We start from the raw sequence: 23,205 nt of genomic DNA, 5'->3' as shown, positions 1-23,205 counted from the left end.
GATTGATAGCGTGCGCGAGACCGTGACATCACGCGAGGAGGTGAGACCCATGAACGCAGTAACCATGTGGGTGCTCCCACTCGTGTTCACAGTCGGGCGATAGACGTAGGTGTCGCCGGGAGCGCCTGAACAAGGCAATCCTGAAAGGCAACACCATGCAATTCACCTCTGAGACATCGTCGAACGGTGTCATCGAACGAAACTTCATTCTGGACGAGATCACAGGCGTGCTCTGGTCACCGACATTCGGAACAATCGGCTCACCACTGCTGCTGGCGGGGCACGGCGGCGGCATGCACAAGAAGGCGCCGGGGCTGGTCGCCGCTGCACTCCACAGCGTGGCCACCCATGGGTTCACCGTCGCCGCCATCGACGCGCCCGGACACGGCGACCGACCTCGAAACCTCCAGGATCAACAGTGGGCCAAGGCGATCCACCAGACCCGGGCGGCAGACGAACCGATCGCCCCGATCGTCATCGACTACAACATATCGCTGGCGAAGCGTGCGGTGCCGGAATGGCGGGCGACCCTCGACGCCCTGCAAGCGCTGCCCAAGATTGGCGTCAAATCGCCCATCGGCTACGGCGGCGTTTCGTTGGGAGTCGTGACCGGGCTGATGTTGACGGCGGTCGAACCCCGGATCGCTGCCGTGAGCTTCGGCGGAGTCATCGTCCACGACGCCCTGATCGAAGCTGCAGGAAGGATCGTTGTCCCGGTCGAGTACCGGATTCCTTGGGACGACAAGGAATTCGACCGCACATCCGGGGTCGCGTTATTCGACGCCTTCGCCTCGAAGGAGAAGACGTTGCACGCCTACTCCGGCAAGCACTACCCGGTGCCCGAATACGAGCGCGACAGCTCGGCTCGGTTCTTCGCTCGCCACCTCGGCCAGGCAGCCGACACGGCTTCGGACTGACGCGAACGGGTGGCAGCGTCCGGTGATGGTCCCCGCAACTGCCGGGGTTAGGCGTGAAGCTTTCGACAACCCTGAGCACAGTCGGCAGCGCTCGCGCTGAGGCGCTGCGCGGTCGGGTGCGTGAGCAGTCCGGTCAAACTTGTGGTCGTCGCGGTCATTGGCCACGTGAGCAGCTCGCCATAGCGTCGGTGGAACCAAATACCGACGAAGGAGTTCTGCTGTGGCGTTGCATCGCTCACCCTGGATGGACAAGGATCTGGACGCGCTTGCCGAGCTGGCGCGGCGCTTCTTCGAAAAGGAATGCACGCCGAACGAGCAGCGCTGGGGCCAGCAGCAGTCTGTCGACCGCGACGTCTGGACGCGCGCCGGTGAACTGGGCCTGCTGTGCTTGAGCATTCCCGAGGAGTACGGCGGTGGCGGGGGAACCTTCGCCCACGATGCGGTCGTTGCGATCGAGCAGATCCGCGCCATGGCACCGAGTTTCGGCGGCCTACTGCACAGTGCCATCATCGCGCACTACATCAGCTCCTACGGCACCGAGGAGCAGAAGCAGACGTGGCTGCAGAAGATGGCCTCGGGTGAGGTCGTCAGTGCGATCGCGATGACCGAGCCCGGAACCGGTTCAGATCTGCAGGCGATCAGGACGAAGGCTGTCAAGGATGGCGACGACTATCTGATCAGCGGCGCGAAGACATTCATTTCCAACGGGCACCTCGCCGATCTGGTCGTCGTGGCGGCGAAGACCGACCTAGACAGCAACGGTGTGGACAGTGTGTCGCTGATCCTCGTGGAGACCGATCGCGAAGGATTCCGGCGGGGACGCAATCTGGACAAGATAGGCCAGCACGGCCAGGACACCTGTGAACTGTTTTTCGACGAGGTCCGGGTGCCGCAATCGAATCTGGTGGGCGCGTTCGAGGGTCTCGGGTTCATCCAGTTGATGCAGCAGTTGCCGCAGGAGCGCCTGGTACTTGCTGTCGCCGCGGCCGCGGCGATCGAGGTGACGGTCGACGTCACCCTCGCGTACACCAAGGAGCGGGAAGCCTTTGGCCGGCCAATCTTCAAGTTCCAGAACACGCAGTTCGTGCTCGCCGAGAGCGACACCATCAAGTCCGTCGCGTGGAGCTTCCTGGATGATTGCATCATCAAACATCTCGCGGGTGAGCTGGATGTGCCGATGGCCGCGAAAGCGAAATGGTGGCTTACCGAGCAGCAATGCCGGGTGGCCGACGAATGCCTGCAGCTGTTCGGCGGGTACGGGTACATGCAGGAGTATCCGATCTCCAGGCTCTATACCGATGCGCGCATTCAGAAGGTATACGGCGGCACCAACGAGATCATGAAGACGATCATCGCGAAGTCCCTCTGATGGGGCCGCTCGCAGGAGTCAAGGTCGTCGAAATCGCCAGCCTGGCGCCAGCGCCGTTCGGGTGCATGGTGCTCGCCGATCTGGGGGCCGACGTGTTGCGCGTCGAGCGTGCCGGCGCACCCGGTGACGGACTCGCCCCGCCGGACGGTCCGCTCGACCGAGGCAAACGCACCGTCAAGCTGAACCTAAAAGACCCTGATGACGTGGAAGCGCTGTATGCGCTGGTAGAGCACGCCGACGTTTTCGTCGAAGGATTCCGACCCGGGGTGGCTGAGCGCCTTGGTATCGGACCTGCAGATCTGGAGAGCCGCAACCCACGCCTGATCTACGGCCGGATGACTGGCTGGGGCCAGCAGGGCCCGCTGTCCAGCACCGCTGGGCACGACATCAATTACATAGCACTAACCGGCACCCTCGATCTCATTGGACGCTCGGGTGAGCGCCCGATACCACCGGGCAACATTATCGGCGACTTCGCCGGTGGCGGAATGCTATTGGCTCTTGGCGTGGTGTCTGCGTTGTACGAGCGTGGGCAGTCCGGCAGAGGACAGATCATCGATGCTGCGATGGTGGACGGTGCCTCGCTGTACACCGCGTTCATGCACGGAATGCATGCGGTCGGCTTGTGGAACCAGCCCCGCGGGGAGAACGCACTGGACGGTGGCGCACCGTTCTACGACACCTACGAATGCGCGGACGGTCGCTATCTCGCCGTCGGGTGTGTGGAATTTCCTTTCTATGTAGAACTTTTGGCTGCGCTCGGCATCGACGATCCGGACTTGCCGTTCCAGATGGACGCGTCCGGATGGGCGCAGCTCAAAGAGGTGATTGGGGCGAAGATCAAGGAACGCACGCGTGACGAGTGGGCCGTAGTATTCGCAAACTCCGACGCCTGCGTGACACCGGTGTTGAGCCCCTGGGAGGCACACGAACACGAGCACAACCAGGCTCGTGAGGCATTCATTGAGGTCGCGGGGATACGCCAGCCGGCCCCCGCGCCGCGGTTCAGTCGCACCCCGGCGGCCCATCCCCAACCACAGACCGCGGACTCGTCGGCAGTCGCTAAGCTGCTGTCCGACTGGGGGATTGCCGAAAATCAGATCGGGCGGCTAACCAGTTAGTGCTGGTAGGACCCGGGCGGGCTGCCGGTCCAACGACGGAAGGCGCGAGAGAAGGCGCTGGGCTCGGAGAATCCGAGCCGCCGCGAGAGCGCGGCGACCGTCTCCTCACTGCGCACCAGGCTGGTAATCGCCGCGTCCCGCAGGATCTCTTCTTTGATCTCCCGCGGAGACGTGCCCTCGTCGCGGAGCTTGCGGCGCAATGTTTGTGGGCTCATCGCCAGTTGGGTGGCGATCTCGTCGAAGCTCAACCAGTTTCCCGTCAGCCCCTGCGCAAGCAGCGTACGTACCTGGCTGGCTGTCGACGTCGCGTAGCTGCGATAGGTGAGCACGCTCGCAGGCGCGTCACGAAGATAGTTCTCCAATGAACCTTCGTCACGGACGATAGGCGCCGACAGGTGATCTCTGTCGAACACCAGTGCCGGCCGGTCAGCCGAAAAGATCACGGGAACTCCGAATATGAGGTCATAGTCATCGACCTCTACACGCTCTGTGTAGGGAACCTCGACCCGGTGCAACGGTATCCGCTTCCCGATGGCCCACCCAATGAACCGGTGCACTGTGGCGAGCAGGGTATCGATCAGAAGATCGACCGGCTGCTCAATACCGCTGATATCGACCGACAGCCGGGCGATGTCGCCCTGAACCGTGAGCTCGACGGGCGGGATTCCAGGCACCGCCCGGTTGACATCCTCGAACCGCTGCATGGCAGCACCGAGATCCGGCGCGCTGATGAGGGCATAACAGAGAAGCCGAAACGTGCCGCGGGGGACCGGGGTGAGTCCGAGTCCCAGTAGTTCGTCGTCTGTTTGGCGCCATAGCTCCCGGAACAGGACGCCGGCTTGATCCATCGTCACCCGAGAGCGGACCTCTACCAGCAGCGTCGGCGAGACTCCAGCGGTGCCCAGCATCGCCTCAACGTCCCAGCCATGGCGCAACGCCAGTCCGGCGAAGGCCTGAACCCGCTGGATCGGGAGCGTATATGCGGTCATCGCATCGACAGGAGGCACATAGATGAAACTACCGTGCCGACGCGAGCAGTTCGGTCAAGAAGGCGAGAACTTCGGTCATCGCCTCGCAGATCTCGGCCACATAGCGTCTTAACCAGATTCGATGCTGCGCAAGGAGAATGCATGGTCAACCACAATGGATTCAATCTCGACCGCCTCGGTCAGTGGACCGGTGAACAGGAATTCAAGGTCGAGCGGGAACAAACAATTGCCTATGCCCAGGCAACAAACGATCCGATCGCCGCCCATCTGGACGGCACCTATGCACCACCGGTGTTCGCGGTCGTACCAGTCACCGCGATGATGGCCGACGCGACCATGAGCGTGGTCCCCGACGAACTGATGATGCGGATCCTGCACGGTGAACATGACTTCCGCATCCACCGACCGATCGAGCCGGGCGAGATCCTGACGGTACGTGCGAAGCCGATCGGTATCGAGGGCAAGGATTCTGGCGTTGTCGTCACGAGCCTGATGGAAACCCGCAGCGACCGCGGCGATCTGGTGAACGAGCAGTACTTTATCGGCTTCTTCCGTGGCGGCTCGTTCGACGGCACCGCGGGGGAGAGAAGCCCTGAACACAGCTTCGACGCGTCGCTGCGTGACAACGAGCCGGCTTTCAGCGCGGTCCAAACGTTTGACGAGGACCAGACGTTCCGCTACAGCGAACCGGCGGGCGATCCGATGCCAATCCACCTCGATGATGACTTCGCGAAGGCAATGGGATTGCCGGGCATCATCATTCACGGCCTGTGCACGATCGCGTTCACCTCGCATGCCCTGCTGTCGCAGTTGTCCCCGGATGATCCGGCCCGTCTGAAGCGGCTCGCCGTGCGGCTCAGTAAGCCCGCGCGGCCTAACGAAACGATCACCAGCACGTTCTGGAACACACGTGAGGGCACCTACGCGTTCGAAACCTCTGGTGACGAGAAGCCCGGGAAATTCGTCATCACTGACGGCTTGGCCGAATTCGCCTAGAAAGGCAAAAATTATGAGTAACAAGGTATTTGTGGTCGGCGTCGGCATGACCAAGTTCGAGAAGCCCGGACGGCGCGAGGGCTGGGATTACCCGGCGATGACGCGGGAATCGGGCACCAAAGCGCTCGATGACGCAGGAATCGCGTACGACCTGATAGAGCAGGCCTACGCGGGTTACTGCTACGGCGAATCGTGTTCCGGGCACCGCGCGGTGTACGGCCTCGGCCTGACCGGCATCCCGGTGTTCAACGTGAACAGCAACTGTTCAACCGGTTCAAGCGCGCTATTCCTTGCCGCACAAGCGATTCGCGGTGGACTTGCGGACTGCACGCTGGCGATCGGATTTGAGAAGATGCAGCCGGGTTCGCTCGGCTCCACATACGACGACCGCGAGCAGCCGATGCAGCAGCATCTGGCGGCAATGGCCGAACTTCAGGAATTCGCATTCCCCGTCGCGCCATGGATGTTCGGTGCGGCAGGCGTGGAACACAACCAGAAATACGGTTCCACTCCCGAGCATTTTGCGCGGATCGCGGTCAAAAACCACAACCATTCGGTGAACAACCCATACTCGCAGTTCCGGGACGTGTACACCGAGGAAGAGATCGCGGGCGCCAAGATGATCTACGCCCCGGCCCAGCTCACCCGCCCGATGTGCTCGCCAACCTCCGACGGCTCCGGCGCGGCGGTCCTCGCCAGCGAGGCATTCGTCGAGAAGCACAACCTTGCGGCGCAGGCAGTCGAGATCGTCGGTCAGGCGCTGGTTACGGATGTGCCGGGGACGTTCGAATCGGGCAGCATGGCAACCCTCGTCGGCGCCGGTATGAGCCGTACCGCGGCGAATCGCGTATACGAGCAGGCGCAGATCACCCCGGACGACATCGATGTAATCGAACTGCATGACTGCTTCGCACCCAACGAGCTGCTCACCTATGAGGCGCTCGGCCTCGCAGCGGAGGGGGAGGGCCACAAGCTCATCGACAACGGTGACACCACCTACGGCGGTCGCTGGGTCGTCAACCCGTCCGGTGGTCTCATCTCCAAGGGGCATCCCTTGGGTGCGACCGGTCTTGCGCAGTGCGCCGAACTGACCTGGCAATTGCGCGGCACCGCGGACAAGCGTCAGGTCGACGGTGCGAAGGTTGCGCTGCAACACAATATCGGCCTGGGCGGGTCCGCCGTCGTCACCGCATACCGGCCCGCTAACCGCTGAATTCTGTTATCCGGCAATTGTTTCCTACCAAAGAGGAGTAATGCATCATGGCTAAGGCCAACGTGTCCAAAGAGATCGCCGCACCGCAAGAAAAGGTGTGGGCAACCATTTCCGACCCCGCGCGTTTCGCGGAGTGGCTGACTGTCCACACCAAGTGGAAGGAAGCCCCACCAGCACAGTTATCCAAGGGGGCAACCATGAGTGAAATTCTCACGATCATGGGCATGGCGAACACCATCACGTTCACCGTCGACGAGTTCGACGCCCCGAGCAGCACCAAGTTCTCGGGCACCGGTATGGCTGGCGCGAAGATCAGCTTCAAGCTGACGGTCGAACCCAAGGGTGACGACGCCTCCATCGCGACTGTCGATGCCGAGTTCATCAGTCAGATGATGGTCGGCGCCATCGGTGGAGCGATCGAACGCGCATCGACGAAGGAACTCAACGAGTCCCTCGACAAACTCGCCGCCCTCGTCTCCTGACATCCGATCATTCACTCTGAGAAGGAAACTCATATGGGTTCAATGAAGAACCGCGTCGCGGTCGTCACTGGTGCCGGGCGCGGCATCGGGCGAGAGCACGCGTTACTGCTCGCCGAGCTGGGCGCGAGCGTCGTTGTCAACGATCTCGGCGGCTCCAACGAGGGCGCCGGTACCGATGTCGGCCCCGCGCAGGAAGTCGCAAGCGAGATCGTGGCTGCCGGCGGTAAGGCCGTAGCCAATACCGACAACATTGCAACCTGGGACGGTGCGAAGGCACTTGTTGAACAGGCAATTTCGGAGTTCGGTGGACTCGACATCGTCGTCAACAATGCAGGCATTCTGCGTGACGGCTTCGTCGCGGCGATGGAAGAATCGCAGTGGGACAGCGTCATTGGGGTGCACCTGAAGGGACATTTCGCGGTACTGCGGCATGCCGCCGGGTACTGGAAGGATCAGTCGAAGTCGGGCAAGCCCGTCAACGCCTCCGTGATCAACACCGCATCCGCGTCGGGCACCTTCCTCACGAACGCGGGTCAGGCGAACTACGGCGCCGCCAAGGCCGGTATCGCGGCGATCACCCAGGTCGCCGCCCTGGAGCTCGAGCGCTACGGCGTGCGGGTGAACGCCATCGCCCCCGTCGCGCGAACTCGCCTGACCCTGGCGACTCCGGGCATGAGCGCGATCTTCGCCGAAGAGGTTCCCGAGGGTGAGTTCGATGCGTTCAGCCCGGCCAACATCGCGCCGATCGTCGCCTACCTGGCAGACGAGAAGTGTCCGCTGACCGGCAAGGTTCTCGCCGTCCAGGGCGGTGCCATCACCCTGCTCACGGGCTGGACATCCAAAGAAACCGTCGAGACCGAAGGTCCGTGGCTGCTCGACGAGCTGCCCAACCAGCTGGATCATTGGGCGGCTGAGGGCTGAACGCATGATCAATGAGCGACGCGCTGTCCACGCCGGTGTGAGCACACGCGAACTGTTCGTCGAAGGGGAGGGGCCGACCGTCGTGCTTCTGCACGGGTTTTCCCACTCCGCAGATGCATGGCGGCCGGTCCTGAATCGGTTCGCCGAAGCCCGGCAGGCCGCCGTCGCGGTCGACCTGCCAGGCTTCGGTGCCGCCGGCCCGGCTCGGCCGGGCGCGTGGCTGCCGCAGGGGGACCGCTTCGTCGGGGAGGCGATCGCACGGCATGGTCAACACGCTCCGGTCGTCGTGATCGGCAACTCGCTCGGCTCCTTCCTGACCGTCCGCGCCGCGGCCTCACCCCTGCGGCTTCCGATCCGCGGCATTGTGCCCACGGCCACTCCAGGCATGGGGTGGACGCGGTTGGTCCGGGCAGGCCTCGCCGGGAACGTTCGCTTTCTCCTACGGGCGGCGACTGTCTGTGCTCCCCGGTTCATTCGGTCTCGCGGCGCCGACACGATCGTCGGTCACCTGATCTACGGGGACCGGGCGGCGCTGGACATGACCTTGGTGCGCACCCTCAGTTCGCAGTTGCACAGTCGTCGCGGCGCCCGCGAACTGCTCGCACAGGCACTTCATATGAAGGCCGAAGTCGACGCCGAACCAACGATCAACGGTATCTCCTGTCCTACGGTGCTCGTGCACGGTGGCCGGGATCGACTTGTGGCACTCGCATCGAGTGAGGGCTGGCACCAAGTGATTCCGCACAGCCGACTGGTGGTGCTCAAGCGGGCGGGACACTGTCCGCAACTGGACGCACCCGATGTGATCGTGGGCTTCGCGCGCGGCCTGACCGCGGTTGCACACAACGAATCCAGACCTGCATGAAGGAGCTCATGGCGCAGACCGCGGTCAACGTCTACAACCCTGCCGACGGCAGGCTCGTCGGCAGGGTTGTAGACGAGACTCGGGAATCGGTTGCCGAGAAAGCGCGTACGCTGCGCGGAGCCCAACCCGGATGGGAAGCGTTGGGACACAAGGTCCGTGCCTACTGGCTCTTCGAGTTACAGACCTGGCTACTCGACCACTCAGCGCATATCGCCGATGTTCTGCAATCCGAAACCGGGAAGCCGCGCGCTGAAGCCGAACTCGAGGTGCCGGCGTGGGTCGATCTGATCAACTACTTCGCGCGCAACACGGGCAAGTTCCTGGCAGACGTGCGGCCGCGGCCGCACGGCCCGCTGGGCTGGACCAAAAAGCTCACGACCACGTTCCGGCCGTATCAGCTGGTTGGCGTGATCACTCCGTGGAATTTTCCACTCGGCATGGCCGCAATGGACATCCCGCCCGCACTCATGGCCGGTGCTGCCGTGCTACTGAAGCCGTCTGAGGTCACTCCGCTCAGCGCTCTTGAACTCGCTCGCGGCTGGGACGAGATCGGCGCGCCAAAGGTTTTCGCCGTTGCCACCGGCAGCGGTGATACCGGTGGGGCAGTGGTCGACGCTGTCGACTACGTACAGTTCACCGGCTCGACGCGGACCGGGCAAGCTGTTGCGCGGCAATGCGTCGACCAACTGAAGCCATACAGCCTTGAACTCGGTGGCAAGGATCCTGCGCTGGTTCTGGCCGACGCCGACATCGACCGCGCCGCGCACGGCATCGCTTGGGGAGCATTGTTCAACGCCGGCCAGGTCTGCGTGTCGATCGAGCGTGTGTACGTCGAAGCTCCTGTCTATGACGAGTTCGTCACGAAGCTCACGCAGCGTGTCGGCGAACTGCGTCAGGGTCAGGACGATCGAGGCTTCGGCTTCGATATCGGGCCCATGGCGAACATGGACCAGCGTGACATCGTCCAGCGCCATGTCGAGGAGGCAGTGGCGGCTGGTGCGCGGGCGACCGTCGGCGGTAACCCCACTGGCATCGGCGCCTTTTTTCAGCCGACAGTGCTCGTCGACGTGGACCAGTCGATGTCCTGCATCCAGGAAGAAACATTCGGCCCGACGATCCCGGTGATCAAGGTCGCCGATGCGGATGAAGCGATTCGACTCGCGAATGACTCACGCTACGGATTATCGGCATCGGTGTGGACGCGAGATAGCGCCCAGGGGCAGCGAGTAGCGCGTCGACTCGACGCCGGTGCGGTCAATATCAACGATGCCGTCGCGAACTTGTTCAGTTTCGCGCTGCCGATGGGCGGTTGGAAGCAGTCCGGTATCGGGTCGCGGTGGGGCGGTAATGCAGGCGTTCGCAAGTACTGCCGCCAGACCGCCATCACCGAGCCACGCCTGCCACCGGTGATCAATGAGCCCATGTGGTTTCCGTATTCCAAGGCCCGGATTCGGTTCGTCTTCGGTGCCATGCGTGCCGTCGGCGCGCGCGGCCTGCGCCGGTTCGGTCTACCAAAGGAGAAGGACAGATGACGAATAGATCAAATCTCCTGCACGGCAAGGTGATCGCAATCACCGGCGGGGCTCGCGGTATCGGATTCGCGACCGCTTCGGCCTTGCGCGCGCTTGGCGCTCGGGTGGCCATCGGTGACGTCGACGAGACGGCGGTCAAGCAGTCGGGTAGCGATATCGACGTGTTCGCATCCAGGCTGGACGTAACCGATCTCGGGTCGTTCACGTCGTTCCTCGACGAGGTGGAACGTGAACTCGGTCCACTCGATGTGCTGATCAACAATGCGGGCATCATGCCGGTTGGCAGGCTCGTCGACGAGCCCGATGCGGTGACCCGGCGAATCCTGGACATAAATACGTATGGGGTGATTATCGGGACGAAACTCGCTGCGCAGCGGATGGTTCCGCGCGCATCGGGACACGTGATCAACGTGGCCTCGCTGGCCGGCGAGACATACACGGCCGGGCTCGCCACCTACTGTGCAAGCAAGTACGCGGTGGTCGGTTTCACCGACGCGATGCGCGTTGAGAATCGGACGACGGGGGTGCATTTCTCGACGGTACTGCCGTCGTTCGTCAACACCGAACTGACCTCGGGCACAACAGGTATCAAGGGCATTAAGAACGCTGAGCCCAGTGATATCGCAAGCGCCATTGTTGATCTCATCATCGCGCCACGGCCGAAGGTGCGAGTTACCCGGTTGGCCGGCGCACTGGTGGCCTCGCAAAAGTTCATGCCGCGCGTCGTGGCGGAAAAATTGAACAGACTCTTCGGCGGTGAGCACGTATTCACCGACAAGGTCGACAACGTGCGGCGCAAGGCATACGAGGACCGTGCCCGCGGTGAAGTGTGAAGGCAGCAGCTCGATCTCGATGAACACCGTGGCCACTGTTGTCTTGGCAGCCTCTTGCTTAGGGTTCGGTGCCGTCAGTTTGCGACGGTGCACCGGGTGCTCGAGTTCGTCGGCCACCGCCACGGCGAATAGCTGGGTGCCGTTGATCCAAACTGGGGTAATTCCCTTCCGTTTTCGTCAGCTGACTTTGTCGCTGAGAGGCCGCCCGGTCAGCTGTCTAGGAATTGGATTGCCGCAGGGGTGAACTCGCGGTTGTACTGAAAGATCCCGCCGTGGCCGGAGTTAGGGTAGATGGTGAGTTTCGAGTCGGCGATCCGGCGATGCATGTCTTCGGAGAGTGTCGTGGGGACCATGCGGTCGTTGTCGCCGTTCGCGATGAACGTCGGCTGAGTGATTGCCGACAGGTCGGCGGGAGTTGAACGCCCCCAACGTTTGATCGCTTTGAGTTGGGTTCGGAAGGCCTTCACTGTGATCGGCGCGTCTCGATCGTCAGTGCGTTCTTTGAGGCGCTCGACGAATGCCCGTGCGGCGCGTTTCCCGATCCCGTCGCGGTTGAAGAACAGAAACTCTTTAGGGTCCACCCGGGTGAGGGTGGCACGCATCATGTCGTAGTAGGTGGTCCCAGCGACCTTGTCGATACCCTTTCCACCTGCGGGTCCGGTCCCGGCGAGGATCAGCTTGCGGACGAGTTCGGGATGTTTCAGCACGAGCGCTTGGGCGATCATCCCGCCGAGCGAGAAAGAGAAGACGTCGATGGTGTCGAAGCCGAGTGTTCTGATGAACGTGTAGGCGTCGTCGGCCATCGATTCAATAGTGTCGGGCACGGTGCCGGTGGTGGCGCCGACGCCGCGGTTGTCGAAGGCGATGACGTGATGCTGCTGCGCGATCGGGTCAATAATCCGGGGGTCCCAGTTGTCCAGCGTGGCGGCGAGGTGGACGAAGAAGATGACGGGAACCCCTCCCTTCGGCCCTAATTCGCGGTAGGCATATGTCACGCCTGAAGCGGTGACCGTGCGAGTTGGCGCTTGGACGTAAGACGTGATGACGGTGTGATTGGTGTTCATTTTGTGCTCCTAGTGGTGTTGGCGTTCAGTGCTCGGCGAGAAATGCCAGTGCGTCGGGTACGAAGGTTCGGTGATGCTGGAACACTCCGCCGTGGCCGGAGTTGGGATAGATCTTCAGCAGTGCGTTCGGCAGTCGCCGTGCCATGTCGGTGGAGTGGCTGCTGTCGACCATGAGGTCGCGGTCACCGTTGGCGACGAGGACGGGCTGGGCGATGACCGACAGGTCATCGGGCTGGCTTAGCCCGGCGTGCCGGATGGCTTTGAGCTGAGCGATGCGGGCCCGGGCCGAGATTCGTTTGTCCCGATGCAGGGTGCGTTCTTTGAGCCGGTGGAGGTAGTCCGATGCAGCGCGTTTGCCCTCGACAGTGCGGGGAAAGAACAGAAAGTTTCTGGGGTCGCTGAACGTGAGTGCCGCTTTCAGATAGGCGATTCCGACGATGGTTGCCATTTTGTCGATGCCGCCGGCGCCGCGAGGACCGGTGCCGGCAAGGATCATGCGCCGCACGAGTTCTGGCGCCTGGAGAGCGACCATCTGCGCGACACCGCCGCCGAGTGAGAACCCGAAGAGATCAACACGTTCTAGGCCTAGTGCGCGTATGAAGCCGATCGCGTCAGTGCCCATCTGTTCGACCGTGGTCGGCACCGACCCGCCGGTGGCGCCGACACCGCGATTGTCGAAGGCAATCACACGGTGATACGCGGCGATGCCATCAAGGACGCGCGGGTCCCAATCATCGAGGACCGCGGTCAAGTGGTGCAGGAAAATCACCGGAACATCTGAGCTGGAGCCGAATTCGCGGTATGCGAACTCGACACCGTCGACGTTGATCTTGCGAGTCGGAGTGTCTTTCCAGGTCGCCATCTCATGTCCTTCCTCGCCGTTGACACCATTGGCATACGATCGTACTATTATGACTGTAAGTTAATTGGATATGATCCGCAAGGACGAGCTTCAGGTGACGACGGAGGAGACAAGCTGTGGCGAGATACGACGCGGAGCACAAAGCCGACACTCGACGTCGGATCATCGAGACGGCTAGCGGGCGCTTCAAGCAGGACGGCATCGATGGTTCCGGTATCGCGACACTGATGTCCGATGCGGGCCTGACGAACGGCGCGTTCTACGCACACTTCGAGTCCAAAAACGATCTGGTCGCCAAGGTGATCGCTGACCAATTAGGCGGCCAGCGTGCCGTCCTGGCGTCACTACCTAGGGGCCAGGCAGCAGTGGAGGAATTCGTGCGCGAGTACCTCGCGCCACATCACCGCGATAATCCGGGCATGGGCTGTCCGTCGGCCGCATTACTCGACGAGATTGGCCGCTGCGATGACGCGATCCGCGATTCCTACACCGCCGGAATCCAATCCGTCGTCGACGTAATCGCGACGCACTTGTCTTCGTACGACCCACCCGCCGCCCGAACCAGGGCACTAGGACTGATCACGGTCCTCGTCGCCACGCTGCAACTCGCGCGCGCCGTCTCCGACCGGAAACTCTCCGACGAAGTTCTTGATGCAGGCATCCGCAATGCGCAGATCATCCTGAACGGTGAGCAGTCTCTTCAGTAAAGCCCCTCTTAGGCAAGGAAAGACCATATGAAGGCATTCGTCGTCGCTCGATACGGCAAGAACGAGGTCCACGCCGCGGACGTACCTGAGCCGAGCGTTGGCGACAATGACGTTCTAGTTCGGGTCGGCGCGGCCGGCATCAACCCACTGGACATCATGGTCCGTAACGGTGAGTTCAAGCAGCTCCTCAAGTACAAGACACCCTTCGTGCTCGGCCACGACGTTGCCGGTGTGATCGTCAAGGTTGGTGCGGGCGTCCGCGACTTCACCGTCGGCGATGAGGTCTATGCACGCCCACGCGATCTTCATATCGGGACGTTTGCCGAGTACATCGCCATCGACCACGAGGATGTCGCACTTAAGCCGGCCACCCTGTCCGTGTATGAGGCCGCTGCGGTCCCGTTGGTCGCGCTGGCCGCCTGGCAGATCCTGGTCGAGCAGGCACACGTCAAGCCCGGGCAGAAGGTTCTCGTCCACGCCGGGGCTGGGGGACTGGGGTCCACCGTCATCCAGCTCGCCAAGCATCTCGGTGCGCACGTGGCCACCACCGCCAACGGCGCCAGAGAGGAGCTGGTCCGCGACCTGGGCGCCGACGTCGTCATCGACTACACCACGCAGGACTTTTCCCAGATCCTGTCCGGCTACGACCTAGTACTCGACTCGATCGGTGGCGAGAACCTCATGAAATCGCTCACCGTGCTCAAGCCCGGGGGCCTGGCGATCAGTGTCACTGGCCCGCCCGACGCCGGATTCGCCAAGCAACTCGGCGCACCCAAACCTTTCGAGTTCGTGCTGTCGTTCCTGAGTCGCAAGGTCCGCAGAGTCGCCAGGAAGCTCGGCGTCCGCTACTCGTTTTTCTTCATGCAGGCCAGTGGCACACAGCTTCGCGAGCTCGCCGCGCTTTATGACGCGGGTCACTTGCGGCCGGTCCTCGACTCAACCTTCGCCTTCGACCAGACAATCGAAGCACTCGCCTACGTCGAGAACGGCAAAGCCAAAGCCGGAAAAGTCGTTGTCACGCTCGACTGACGAGCCCGTGCCGAGGTCCGTCCAGTGAGTCACTGAGCGGCGCGGTCGATCGGATCCTCGCTATGCCGAGCCACCAGCACCGAATTCAGCGGCCTCTTAGAGGATCTTGCGTAGGATCTTCAGCGTCCGCTCGCTATACGGGGGATAGATCAGCTGTAGGTCCGGGCGGAAGGTCTTACGTAGCACCGATTTCCTGTGACTGAGTGCTTCGAATCCCCAGCGGCCGTGGTAGGCGCCCATCCCACTGGCGCCGACACCGCCAAACGGCAGCTGCGGCACCAGGCAGTGCATCGCAACATGATTGATCACCGCACCGCCGGACGGAATCTCGTCTACCAGACGCTCACCCACCGCTGCCGATTTCGTAAAATAGTACCCGGCAAGCGGTTTCGGTCGGGAGTTCACGAACGAAATCGCGTCGTCGAGGCTTTCGTACGCCAGCACCGGCAGGATGGGTCCGAAGATTTCCTCCTGCATGACCGCATCACCGAGATCCGGGTCGACGATCACGGTCGGCTCGATCGACAAAGTCGCCTCGGTGACCCGTCCGCCCGTCGCGATCTTGCCGCGAGTCTGCGCGAGATAGGCTGCCAGCCTGGCAAATTGGCGCTCGTTAACGATCCGGCGGCCGTCTGCGCCCCCCGCCCGCTCGAACTGCTCGATTACCGCAACGATCTTGTCCACCAGCTGATCGCGGATACGGTAATCGGCCAGCACGTAGTCCGGCGCGATGCAGGTCTGCCCCGAGTTCGCGCACTTGACCCAGGCGATCCGGCGGGCCGCGATGTCCAGATCGGCATCAGCAGTCACAATCACCGGGCTTTTACCGCCCAGTTCCAGAGTCACCGGAGTCAGCGTCGCCGCAGCGGCGGCCATGATCTTCTTTCCGATTTCGGGGCCGCCGGTGAACAGTACGTGGTCAAAACCCTGCGCCAGCAGCTCCTGGGTGACCAGGGCGTCGCCCTCGACCACGACGACCGCCTCGGAGTCCAGGTATTCGGGAACCAACCGTGCCAGCAGGGCCGACGTGGCCGGTGCCAGCTCGGAGGGCTTGAGCACCGCGCAGTTGCCCGCGGCCAACGCAGCCACCAGCGGCGAAAGAGTCAGGTACACCGGGTAATTCCACGGGCCGATGATAAGAATGGCCCCGAGCGGCTCGTACTGCACCCAGGCCGAACCCGGATACTGCACCAGCGAAAGCGACTGTCGCCGCCGGCGCATCCACCGGCGCAGGTGTTTCAGCGCGAACGCGGCCTCACCCCTGGTGGACGATATGTCGCCGATCCAGGTTTCAGCCCGGCTGCGTCCAAGATCACTAGCCAGCGCGGCGGCGATTTGATCCTCCTGCTCGTCCAGCAGCCGAATCAGGTTCCGCAGCTGCTTCTCACGCCAAGCGCGGTCTCGGGTCCGGCCTGAGGCGAACTCGCGGCGAACCCGTGCCACGGCATCGGGAATGTCGGGCAAATTGGAGACCACTGGTGCAGTAGTCGGTGTAGACATCTGTTTACCTCCGAGAAGTTCCGTGCCGCCTTGGGCGACCGATCAGGCCGTGTTGAATGAGTTGTTCCACGCCCGCGGTGCTGGCACGAAAGTGTTTGTCGTGCAGGATGTGCCGTCAATTTGGTGTGCGAGCAGGACCTCTAGGTGGCGGCGCCAATGCATGTGTTGGCTCAGCTGTCGTAGTCGACTGCGACCGTTGCGGTGGTGGGATGGGACTGGCAGGTCAGTACGAAACCCGCCTCGATCTCGGCTGTGTTGAGTGCAAAATTCTGCTCCATCGATACTGCGCCCCATGTGATCTTGGCTTTGCACGTGCCACACGCGCCGCCAAGACAGGCATACGGCGCATCAATGTTGTTTTTCAGTGCGGATTCGAGAACGGTTTCACCAGCGGCGAGTTGCACGGTGTGGTCCGCCCCGGACACGGTGATGGTCACTTCTGAATTGGGGAAGTCATCGAGGTGTGTGGGTCGGTTCGTGGCACGGAACAGTTCAAGGTGTATCTGCTCGGTCGGCACTTCTTTGGATGTGAGCCCGCGGCGCATTGTGGTAACGAGATCGCCAGGGCCGCACAGGTACCACCGATCGATTGAAGTGAGATCGCGGGCAAGCAGTCGTTGAACCATCGCCAGGTCGATATGGCCGCGAAGGGGAGCGGGGTGATGCGCGTCGGCGGAGCGGATGTGGAAGATGCGTAGCCGGTCTGCGTATCGTGATTCGAGCTCATCGAGTTCGATGGCGAACATGGTCGACTCAGCGGTTCGGTTGCCGTAGAACAGTGTGAAGCGGCTCTCGGTCTCGATCTCCATCGTGGTGCGCAGGAGCGACAGGACGGGCGTAATACCGCTGCCCGCCGCTACGGCGACGTATTCGCGCCGAGCCAGTGGATCAAGAGGTGCACCGAAGCTGCCCGTGGGTGTCATCAGCTCCAGGACGTCACCGACTCTCAGTGTTTCCACCGCGAAGGTCGAGAACATCCCACCTGCGACATGCCGCACTGCGATCGCGAGTTCACCCGATGTGGCCGAGACGCAAATCGAGTAGTTTCGCCGCACCTCCCGGCCGCCGATGCGATGTCGAACGGTCAGATGTTGTCCCGCCTGGAATTGAAACTGATCGCTGAGGTGATCGGGAACGTCGAAGGTGACTTTGACGCTGTCCGGTGTCAGGGGCTCAACGCTTTTGACGGAGATCGGGTGGGTGCTGGCATGGCGTGCCTCCGAAGGCCGCGGAATTCGGACTGGGAGCAGCGCAGCGAGTTTGCCGTTGAGACGTTTCCACTCGCGGTACTGCGTGGCGTCGAGCTGCTGCCCGAAGACGGTGCTGATCGCCGAATCCCGCTCGAGGTAGGCGGCCTCGTTGCGTCGCCAGGCTGCGACGTAGCGGTAGAAGGGCACCGAGGGGTGCAGGTGGTGGACTAGGTGGTAGTTCTGCGACAACAGCAGCGGTGTCAGGATCCACTCGGAGCCGACGCGGTTGCGGGTCGCGCGATAGCGGTTCTCGCGCTGGGTGTCATTCAGGTCGTGGTGGGGTAGCCAGTCGAACCACCATGCCAGCACAAACATGGCGACCCGCTCGGGAATCAGGTAGATCACCGCGAGCATCCACAGATGCCCGGCAAAGGCGGCCGACACGATCACCGCCACCGACAAAATCATCAAGGCCCCGGTTTCGAGAATCTCAGCGCGTGGGCGCCGCCGCACATGACGCACCAGAAAACTGATGTACGGCAAGTCCATCGCAGGGAAGCGGATGGGCAATTGCCACCAGGGCGCGGAGCTGACGAAGTGATCGGGATCAGACGCACCGTCATTGGTGTTGCGGTGGTGCTCGATATGGATGAACGCGAACGACTTGAACGAGATCAAAGGCGAGACGAAGAACATCGCCACGCGGCCAAAGGCGACATTGACCCAGCGATGCGAGCTGATCGAATAGTGCGAGGCGTCGTGCAACACCGTGAACAGGACGAAGATGGCCGCAGAACTCGCGGCGACGGTCACGATCACCGGCAAAGCCTCGGTGAGGACAGCCCAGGTTGACGCGCCGAAAACCGCCAACGCGAATGTGAAGATGCCAACTATCGGCCAGGACAGCGCCGGTACCTGCTCGCCCGAATCAGGCAAGGCATAGTGCGGGGCCGCCACCGGGAGTTCGGGCTGTTGAGTCGTCATCGACTGCTCCTTCGCGCTTTGGGATGCCTCGCAACCTACAAACAGCCGGTGTCCGTCAACAAGACCCTCCCAGCCCTCTCCGGTGTGCTGTGAGCACATCCCGGCGCGCCCGGACTTTGGTCAGCGAGGCGATGACTCGCGCAACACCGAGGCGCCCAGCACGTCGCAAACGAGCAGGGCAGCATGCAGTTCGGCGATATTGATCGTTGCGGGCCGGCCCCGGCGTTCTTCGGCACGGCGCACCCTTTGCAGGACGGTGTTCCGGTGGATTCCCAAGGTGCGTGCTGCGGTAGCCAGACTTCCTTGGGCGTCCAGAACAGCCAGCAATGCGTCGCGCTCGCCCCGCTCTTTCGCGTCGTCCCGCGCGAGATCGCCAAGCTGGGCGGCAACGAAGGCCCTTGCCGCATCCAGGTCGCGCGAAATGGCATCCACCAACGCAACATCGCCGAACTCAGTGATCGATGGCGCCGCGCGCCCAGACAATTCGATGACCCGACGAGTGCGGAGAGCCTCCAAGTGGGAGGCGCGGAAGCCTGCAGCCCCCGGATGAGGAGAGCCCACCGCAATGTGTACGTTTTCAGATTTACCGGCAAATTCCGTCGCCTTGCCCGCGAGCGAAGTCCTCGCGTCACCCGTGATCGATGCCCATCCCCACACCGAGAGGGGGCCATCCGTCACCACGAGCGAGTGACCCGCCCCGAAAAACCTACCGACCCGCCGGGCGAATCCCTCAAGGTCGACACCGCGGTCCTCGACCCAACACACGAAGCCGATCTGCTTACCGGTTAGCCGGTGGCTGAGTACACGTTCGGCCCGAGCAAGGTCGACACGTTCCCCGGCCAGCAGCGCCCGCACGACATCGGCGCGCTCGGCTCTTGCCTGGTTCTGGCGTCGGTCAAGCTCGGCGACGTACTCGGCGGCCACGAGACTGGAGATGCGGTCGATGTAGCGAAATCCGAACCGCTCCAGATCGACAAATGTCCTGAGCGCGACGGCGGGGTCCGCGACCCGGTCAGTGATCGAATCGGAAAGTTTCTCGGTGAAGAACTCATGGCCCAGCCGATAGAACCGCAGCATCACATCGACGCTGTGTCCCCGTGATGCCATGGCTCGCGCGTGTTCGAGCGCCGTTACCGGCGCCTCGACAGCCGCAATGTCGATCCCATAGCGGACCATCGAAAGCACCGCTTCAAGATTCGACGAGCACGACCCCAGCGTCAGGCCGAGAAGCTCGGCATCTGCACCGATCTCCGGGATCCGGTCGACCAAGTACTTGAGCATGTCGTCTGCCAGGCTGGACGTATTCGCCAGGAGAGATGCAGCGACGGCCCTTCCAGCGACCGCGCCGTCAGCCGGCTCTAGCACGTCCATATCTGCACACTAACGCCCGACTAAACCGCCACAGCCGACCATTCGCGATCGATGCAGCACGAAAATCACTACGCCGTATCACCTGTCTTTGGAACGCGTCTTCTCTGGTGCAGGAGAATTGCCCCGATCGAAACAAATACTTGCCAAGCCGTCAATTGGAAGGCGCACTGCAACTCGATGACCGCGTCGTCATCGCAAACGAACTCACCCGAGCTGGACGGGCAACTGAGATCCGTGAGTGGCGACGACAGGGGAGTGGTCGGTGGGCAATACCGCGGGCGGCGCCCTAGCAGTGACGCACAGACCGCAAGTTCGCATTCGGCCCGGACCGCGACAAGATTGGGGGTGGATCGAGACCTAAATTTCATGACGGTCTCAGTTGAGCAAAGGTACTGCAGCTTACTGGCGATGCGAGGACCGTTATCGCCTGTCTGGCTTTAGTGTTGTCCGCTATGGCGGCACTTGACAATTACGTGAAGCGTTGGCGTGCAGCGCTTCACGTAACCGTGTCGGCGTTGATGCTTGTCATCCTCGGACTTCCCATCGCCCCCGTAGCTCATGCGGCTGCGGCCACGGCCACGTTGTCGGTGACATCGACGTGGCAGACCGGTTTCATCGCCGGCTTCACCATCACCAACTTAAGTACGGTGCCGCTAAACGATTGGAAGCTTGAATTCGACTTGCCGATGGGAGAGTCCGTCCGGCACACGTGGAGTAGCACCCTTGCGCAATCTGGCACGCATTACGTTCTCGGTCCCGCGAATTGGAATCGCACCATCGCACCAGGTGGTTCAGCCACAGGTGGCATGAGAGGCGTACTGAGCGGTTCCTACACACCACCGTTGAATTGTGTACTCAACGGGCAATACCCTTGCAGCTAAGGGCAACTGCGCAGCAAGGTTCGACCGGTGGACCGCTTCGGCCAGTCAGTTTGTGGCGTTGAGGATCTTGATCGCGAAGACGAGCGAGTCACCCGCGCGAATGCCCGCGCTGGGCTGACCGGCCGGATAACCGTCGGCAGAGGTCATCGCGACAGCCACAGTGGACCCGACCTTCTGTCCCGTGATCGCCTTCTTAAAGCCCGGCACCACCCCACCAAGCGGGAACTGGGCCGGCGTGCCGCGTTCGTAGCTGCTGTCGAACACGGACCCGTCGCGCCCGTTGACACCCATGTAGCAGACCGAAACCGTGGCCAAGTCTCCGACGATCGTCCCGGTCCCAGCCTGCAGTGTGTGTACCTGGGTCTCGGTCACACTGAACGGAGCAGTCACATTGATGGACGGCGCCGCCGTATCCGTGGATCCGGTGACCGCGACATTGCCGGTGCTCCCTGCCAGCGTCCACTCGGGTGTGCCACCGACCTGCGGTGCTGCCGTTGGGCACCCGCTGGCCGTGGTGGGCGGGTCAGCAGGTGCTGATTTGGCCTCCGCATCGGATCCGCAAGCTGCGAGCGCCACAACGAATGAGGCGGCACAGGCCGCAAGTGCAACAGAAGGGGACACACGCGAGAGGTTCACGGTTGTCACGCTACAGCTGCGTTGCAATGTCCGTCCGGTGCAATAACCAGACTTCTCACCAGCGGCCAATAGGGGACCCGACAACTGGAGCCTTCTTCCGCCTCTGGGCGCCAGCCCTTCCAGATCGCCTTATCGGTTGCCCCCGGCTGGGTATAGTCCGGCCGGGCAAGGGGTTTAGCTGTAACTTGACCAATACCGCAGGAAGACGCGAGAGGAAGTCCATGGGGACCATCGCATACCGCTACACCGCAGTCGTCGGTCTGGCCGCCGTCGCTTTGATCACCGTGGGCTGCAGCAATGGCAAGAGCGTCGACACGTCGTCGCCTCAGGTCGGGTTGATCGCCACTACCTCGTCTGCAGCGCCGACGCAGCCCACTGAGGTCAAGCTGATCGGGGACAGGGACGTCGAGGTGACGCTGACTGGCCCGATCGCTGCCAAGTATTCGTCGGCAACCGAGGATCAGAAGCAGGCTCTCGGCAAGGCACTGACGGGTGACCGCAACGCGGGCACACGGGAGAGTGGCGCGGTGTTCCAGCAGTTCCAGGGCGGCGCCATCATCGCCAAGAACAACCAGGCGGGCACACCTGCATACATCGTCGTGGGCAAGATCCGCGATGCCTGGAATATCCAGCGCAACCCGGACGGCACACCGTCGGTAACTGGCAGTAACGGCTCGGCAGGTCCGCTGGGCCTCCCCACCAGCGACGAGGACGCCGTCGGAGATCTACTCGTGTCGACGTTCGAGCACGGCAAGATCGAGTGCAACGCGAAGAGCGGCCAGGTCGAGGTGACGGTCAACGGCAAGGTTGTACCGTCCGGGCTGTAGACGGCAGCGACTATTCGTGCCGAGGATGTGCGGCATCATCACGAGGACGCGACTGCGTTGGCCGACCCAGAGATGGCTGCCCTCGTCGTCAAGAGCGGCCAGGTTGTGAAGGACGTTCGATGAACGGCATGTTGCACGGTTGCCTGGCGGACGCTGAATAGTTCGAAGTCACCGCGCGACACCGCGATTGTCGAAGGCGATCGTACGATGGTGTGCGGCGATGCCGTCGATGACGCGCGGGTCCCAGTCGTCGAGGACATCGAACGCGGGGGACTGTGAACCATCCCTTCATGCCCTAGCATCCGAACCCATGACAACACCGCAACGTGTCCACATCACTCACGAGTTCAAGTCCGACCCGCAGACCGTGTTCAACAAGCTCGCCGAGCACGAGAACCTCGGCCCGGTCTTCGGCGCCAACGTCACCCGCGTCAGCGACGGCACCACCTCTCGCAATGGCACCGGCTCGGTCCGTCGCCTCAAGATTGGTCCTCTTCCGGCGTTCGAGGAAACCACCACAACAGCCCAACCGAACACGCTCATCGAGTACAAGATCACCAAAGGCAGTCCACTACGCGGCCACTGGGGCCGCCAGGAGCTCACACCGACTGCGAGCGGCGGCACCACGCTCAACTACACGATCGGTTTCGACTCAGCGATCCCCGGGCTCGCCGCCTTGGTCGGCAAAGTGCTCACGTCCGCGATCACCAAGGGGCTCCCGAAACTCACCGACTGACCACGCGTAGACCAGGCTCGGGCCCTTGGAAATACAGAGGGGCCGGCCTCCGACGATCTCGGAAACGGCTCCCAGCAAGACTTCGCCCACCGTCGGGCTGACAGGGTTGAGTAGAGCCGGATCTCCGCGAGAAAACTACCGTCTCAATTGAGAACGGACAGTGGAGGACTGGCCTGATTC

At 62.5% G+C, this 23,205-nt stretch carries 22 protein-coding genes; 15 read left to right on the top strand and 7 right to left on the bottom strand.

Annotated elements, in window-relative coordinates:
- Nucleotides 1-155: 155 nt before the first annotated feature.
- The 3 genes from AB0H22_RS22520 to AB0H22_RS22510 all read left to right on the top strand — a co-directional run bounded on the left by AB0H22_RS22520 (nt 156) and on the right by AB0H22_RS22510 (nt 3,407).
- On the top strand, nt 156-917 hold the full coding sequence (locus AB0H22_RS22520) for an alpha/beta hydrolase (protein ID WP_358149136.1): 762 nt from the start codon (nt 156-158) through the stop codon (nt 915-917).
- A 244-nt stretch (nt 918-1,161) separates the two neighbouring features.
- Entirely contained in the window at nt 1,162-2,286 is a 1,125-nt protein-coding gene (locus AB0H22_RS22515) for an acyl-CoA dehydrogenase family protein (protein WP_358149376.1), read from the top strand.
- Complete coding sequence (locus tag AB0H22_RS22510; protein ID WP_358149134.1) at nt 2,286-3,407, top strand: CaiB/BaiF CoA-transferase family protein; 1,122 nt, start codon at nt 2,286-2,288, stop codon at nt 3,405-3,407. Before AB0H22_RS22515 ends, AB0H22_RS22510 begins: the two co-directional genes overlap by 1 nt.
- Here AB0H22_RS22510 and AB0H22_RS22505 read toward each other — a convergent pair.
- Nucleotides 3,404-4,396 (bottom strand): AraC family transcriptional regulator, encoded by a 993-nt coding sequence (locus AB0H22_RS22505; protein ID WP_358149132.1) that lies wholly within the window; start codon nt 4,394-4,396, stop codon nt 3,404-3,406. The two genes, AB0H22_RS22510 and AB0H22_RS22505, sit on opposite strands and share 4 nt — an antisense overlap.
- 141 nt (nt 4,397-4,537) lie before the next feature.
- Between AB0H22_RS22505 and AB0H22_RS22500 the strand changes: the two genes are divergently transcribed.
- The 7 genes from AB0H22_RS22500 to AB0H22_RS22470 are packed head-to-tail and all read left to right on the top strand — an operon-like array spanning nt 4,538 to nt 11,238.
- A complete protein-coding gene (locus tag AB0H22_RS22500; RefSeq protein WP_358149129.1) occupies nt 4,538-5,392 on the top strand; it encodes a MaoC/PaaZ C-terminal domain-containing protein in 855 nt (284 codons plus the stop codon).
- Between the two features lie 13 nt (nt 5,393-5,405).
- On the top strand, nt 5,406-6,605 hold the full coding sequence (locus AB0H22_RS22495) for a lipid-transfer protein (protein WP_180750233.1): 1,200 nt from the start codon (nt 5,406-5,408) through the stop codon (nt 6,603-6,605).
- A gap of 47 nt (nt 6,606-6,652) precedes the next feature.
- Nucleotides 6,653-7,087 carry an SRPBCC family protein gene (locus AB0H22_RS22490; protein WP_180750234.1) on the top strand — a complete coding sequence of 145 codons (435 nt, stop codon included), beginning with the start codon at nt 6,653-6,655 and terminating at the stop codon, nt 7,085-7,087.
- Nucleotides 7,088-7,120: 33 nt separating this feature from the next.
- Complete coding sequence (locus tag AB0H22_RS22485; protein ID WP_358149125.1) at nt 7,121-8,008, top strand: SDR family oxidoreductase; 888 nt, start codon at nt 7,121-7,123, stop codon at nt 8,006-8,008.
- A 4-nt stretch (nt 8,009-8,012) separates the two neighbouring features.
- Complete coding sequence (locus AB0H22_RS22480) at nt 8,013-8,873, top strand: alpha/beta fold hydrolase (protein ID WP_358149123.1); 861 nt, start codon at nt 8,013-8,015, stop codon at nt 8,871-8,873.
- Nucleotides 8,874-8,881: 8 nt separating this feature from the next.
- Nucleotides 8,882-10,405, top strand: coding sequence for an aldehyde dehydrogenase family protein (locus AB0H22_RS22475; protein ID WP_358149121.1), 1,524 nt, complete (start codon nt 8,882-8,884; stop codon nt 10,403-10,405).
- Nucleotides 10,402-11,238 carry an SDR family oxidoreductase gene (locus AB0H22_RS22470; RefSeq protein ID WP_358149118.1) on the top strand — a complete coding sequence of 279 codons (837 nt, stop codon included), beginning with the start codon at nt 10,402-10,404 and terminating at the stop codon, nt 11,236-11,238. Before AB0H22_RS22475 ends, AB0H22_RS22470 begins: the two co-directional genes overlap by 4 nt.
- A gap of 209 nt (nt 11,239-11,447) precedes the next feature.
- On the opposite strand, the gene AB0H22_RS22465 is transcribed toward AB0H22_RS22470, so the two are convergent.
- A complete protein-coding gene (locus AB0H22_RS22465; RefSeq protein WP_358149116.1) occupies nt 11,448-12,302 on the bottom strand; it encodes an alpha/beta hydrolase in 855 nt (284 codons plus the stop codon).
- Nucleotides 12,303-12,327: 25 nt separating this feature from the next.
- A complete protein-coding gene (locus AB0H22_RS22460; RefSeq protein ID WP_358149114.1) occupies nt 12,328-13,164 on the bottom strand; it encodes an alpha/beta hydrolase in 837 nt (278 codons plus the stop codon).
- Between the two features lie 116 nt (nt 13,165-13,280).
- On the opposite strand from AB0H22_RS22460, the gene AB0H22_RS22455 reads away from it, so the two are divergent.
- Together AB0H22_RS22455 and AB0H22_RS22450 are read left to right on the top strand one after the other, a co-directional pair.
- Nucleotides 13,281-13,871 (top strand): TetR/AcrR family transcriptional regulator, encoded by a 591-nt coding sequence (locus AB0H22_RS22455; RefSeq protein WP_180750241.1) that lies wholly within the window; start codon nt 13,281-13,283, stop codon nt 13,869-13,871.
- Nucleotides 13,872-13,898: 27 nt separating this feature from the next.
- A complete protein-coding gene (locus tag AB0H22_RS22450) occupies nt 13,899-14,900 on the top strand; it encodes an NADP-dependent oxidoreductase (protein WP_358149111.1) in 1,002 nt (333 codons plus the stop codon).
- A gap of 96 nt (nt 14,901-14,996) precedes the next feature.
- Here AB0H22_RS22450 and AB0H22_RS22445 read toward each other — a convergent pair whose 3' ends face one another.
- From AB0H22_RS22445 to AB0H22_RS22435, 3 genes are all read right to left on the bottom strand, one after another.
- Entirely contained in the window at nt 14,997-16,400 is a 1,404-nt protein-coding gene (locus tag AB0H22_RS22445) for an aldehyde dehydrogenase family protein (protein ID WP_358149109.1), read from the bottom strand.
- Between the two features lie 170 nt (nt 16,401-16,570).
- Nucleotides 16,571-18,574, bottom strand: coding sequence for a fatty acid desaturase (locus tag AB0H22_RS22440; protein ID WP_358149106.1), 2,004 nt, complete (start codon nt 18,572-18,574; stop codon nt 16,571-16,573).
- 120 nt (nt 18,575-18,694) lie between these two features.
- Entirely contained in the window at nt 18,695-19,945 is a 1,251-nt protein-coding gene (locus tag AB0H22_RS22435) for a helix-turn-helix domain-containing protein (protein WP_358149104.1), read from the bottom strand.
- Nucleotides 19,946-20,397: 452 nt separating this feature from the next.
- Between AB0H22_RS22435 and AB0H22_RS22430 the strand changes: the two genes are divergently transcribed.
- Nucleotides 20,398-20,826, top strand: coding sequence for a cellulose-binding domain-containing protein (locus tag AB0H22_RS22430; RefSeq protein ID WP_358149102.1), 429 nt, complete (start codon nt 20,398-20,400; stop codon nt 20,824-20,826).
- A 45-nt stretch (nt 20,827-20,871) separates the two neighbouring features.
- Here the strand turns inward: AB0H22_RS22430 and AB0H22_RS22425 are convergent, their stop codons facing one another.
- A complete protein-coding gene (locus AB0H22_RS22425) occupies nt 20,872-21,462 on the bottom strand; it encodes an FKBP-type peptidyl-prolyl cis-trans isomerase (RefSeq protein WP_358149099.1) in 591 nt (196 codons plus the stop codon).
- A gap of 221 nt (nt 21,463-21,683) precedes the next feature.
- Between AB0H22_RS22425 and AB0H22_RS22420 the strand changes: the two genes are divergently transcribed.
- Together AB0H22_RS22420 and AB0H22_RS22415 are read left to right on the top strand one after the other, a co-directional pair.
- Nucleotides 21,684-22,289, top strand: coding sequence for a hypothetical protein (locus AB0H22_RS22420; RefSeq protein WP_358149097.1), 606 nt, complete (start codon nt 21,684-21,686; stop codon nt 22,287-22,289).
- A 310-nt stretch (nt 22,290-22,599) separates the two neighbouring features.
- Nucleotides 22,600-23,025, top strand: a complete 426-nt coding sequence (locus tag AB0H22_RS22415) for an SRPBCC family protein (protein WP_180750247.1) — start codon at nt 22,600-22,602, stop codon at nt 23,023-23,025.
- Nucleotides 23,026-23,205 lie beyond the last annotated feature (180 nt).

Source organism: Mycobacterium sp. NPDC050853, assembly GCF_040653875.1.
In the GTDB taxonomy this organism is placed as follows: domain Bacteria; phylum Actinomycetota; class Actinomycetes; order Mycobacteriales; family Mycobacteriaceae; genus Mycobacterium.
The sequence above is the reverse complement of the archived record's forward strand: the minus strand, read 5'-3'. Positions and strand labels throughout refer to the sequence as shown.

Bases quoted from the DNA above. Each gene is read 5' to 3' on its own strand.
- AB0H22_RS22415 (WP_180750247.1), top strand. From the start codon at position 22,600: ATGACAACACCGCAACGTGTCCACATCACTCACGAGTTCAAGTCCGAC.
- AB0H22_RS22495 (WP_180750233.1), top strand. From the start codon at position 5,406: ATGAGTAACAAGGTATTTGTGGTCGGCGTCGGCATGACCAAGTTCGAG.
- AB0H22_RS22515 (WP_358149376.1), top strand. From the start codon at position 1,162: ATGGACAAGGATCTGGACGCGCTTGCCGAGCTGGCGCGGCGCTTCTTC.
- AB0H22_RS22480 (WP_358149123.1), top strand. From the start codon at position 8,013: ATGATCAATGAGCGACGCGCTGTCCACGCCGGTGTGAGCACACGCGAA.
- AB0H22_RS22445 (WP_358149109.1), bottom strand. From the start codon at position 16,400: ATGTCTACACCGACTACTGCACCAGTGGTCTCCAATTTGCCCGACATT.
- AB0H22_RS22470 (WP_358149118.1), top strand. From the start codon at position 10,402: ATGACGAATAGATCAAATCTCCTGCACGGCAAGGTGATCGCAATCACC.
- AB0H22_RS22505 (WP_358149132.1), bottom strand. From the start codon at position 4,396: ATGACCGCATATACGCTCCCGATCCAGCGGGTTCAGGCCTTCGCCGGA.
- AB0H22_RS22450 (WP_358149111.1), top strand. From the start codon at position 13,899: ATGAAGGCATTCGTCGTCGCTCGATACGGCAAGAACGAGGTCCACGCC.
- AB0H22_RS22465 (WP_358149116.1), bottom strand. From the start codon at position 12,302: ATGAACACCAATCACACCGTCATCACGTCTTACGTCCAAGCGCCAACT.
- AB0H22_RS22475 (WP_358149121.1), top strand. From the start codon at position 8,882: ATGGCGCAGACCGCGGTCAACGTCTACAACCCTGCCGACGGCAGGCTC.
- AB0H22_RS22430 (WP_358149102.1), top strand. From the start codon at position 20,398: ATGGCGGCACTTGACAATTACGTGAAGCGTTGGCGTGCAGCGCTTCAC.
- AB0H22_RS22490 (WP_180750234.1), top strand. From the start codon at position 6,653: ATGGCTAAGGCCAACGTGTCCAAAGAGATCGCCGCACCGCAAGAAAAG.
- AB0H22_RS22435 (WP_358149104.1), bottom strand. From the start codon at position 19,945: ATGGACGTGCTAGAGCCGGCTGACGGCGCGGTCGCTGGAAGGGCCGTC.
- AB0H22_RS22500 (WP_358149129.1), top strand. From the start codon at position 4,538: ATGGTCAACCACAATGGATTCAATCTCGACCGCCTCGGTCAGTGGACC.
- AB0H22_RS22485 (WP_358149125.1), top strand. From the start codon at position 7,121: ATGGGTTCAATGAAGAACCGCGTCGCGGTCGTCACTGGTGCCGGGCGC.
- AB0H22_RS22510 (WP_358149134.1), top strand. From the start codon at position 2,286: ATGGGGCCGCTCGCAGGAGTCAAGGTCGTCGAAATCGCCAGCCTGGCG.
- AB0H22_RS22420 (WP_358149097.1), top strand. From the start codon at position 21,684: ATGGGGACCATCGCATACCGCTACACCGCAGTCGTCGGTCTGGCCGCC.
- AB0H22_RS22440 (WP_358149106.1), bottom strand. From the start codon at position 18,574: ATGACGACTCAACAGCCCGAACTCCCGGTGGCGGCCCCGCACTATGCC.
- AB0H22_RS22520 (WP_358149136.1), top strand. From the start codon at position 156: ATGCAATTCACCTCTGAGACATCGTCGAACGGTGTCATCGAACGAAAC.
- AB0H22_RS22460 (WP_358149114.1), bottom strand. From the start codon at position 13,164: ATGGCGACCTGGAAAGACACTCCGACTCGCAAGATCAACGTCGACGGT.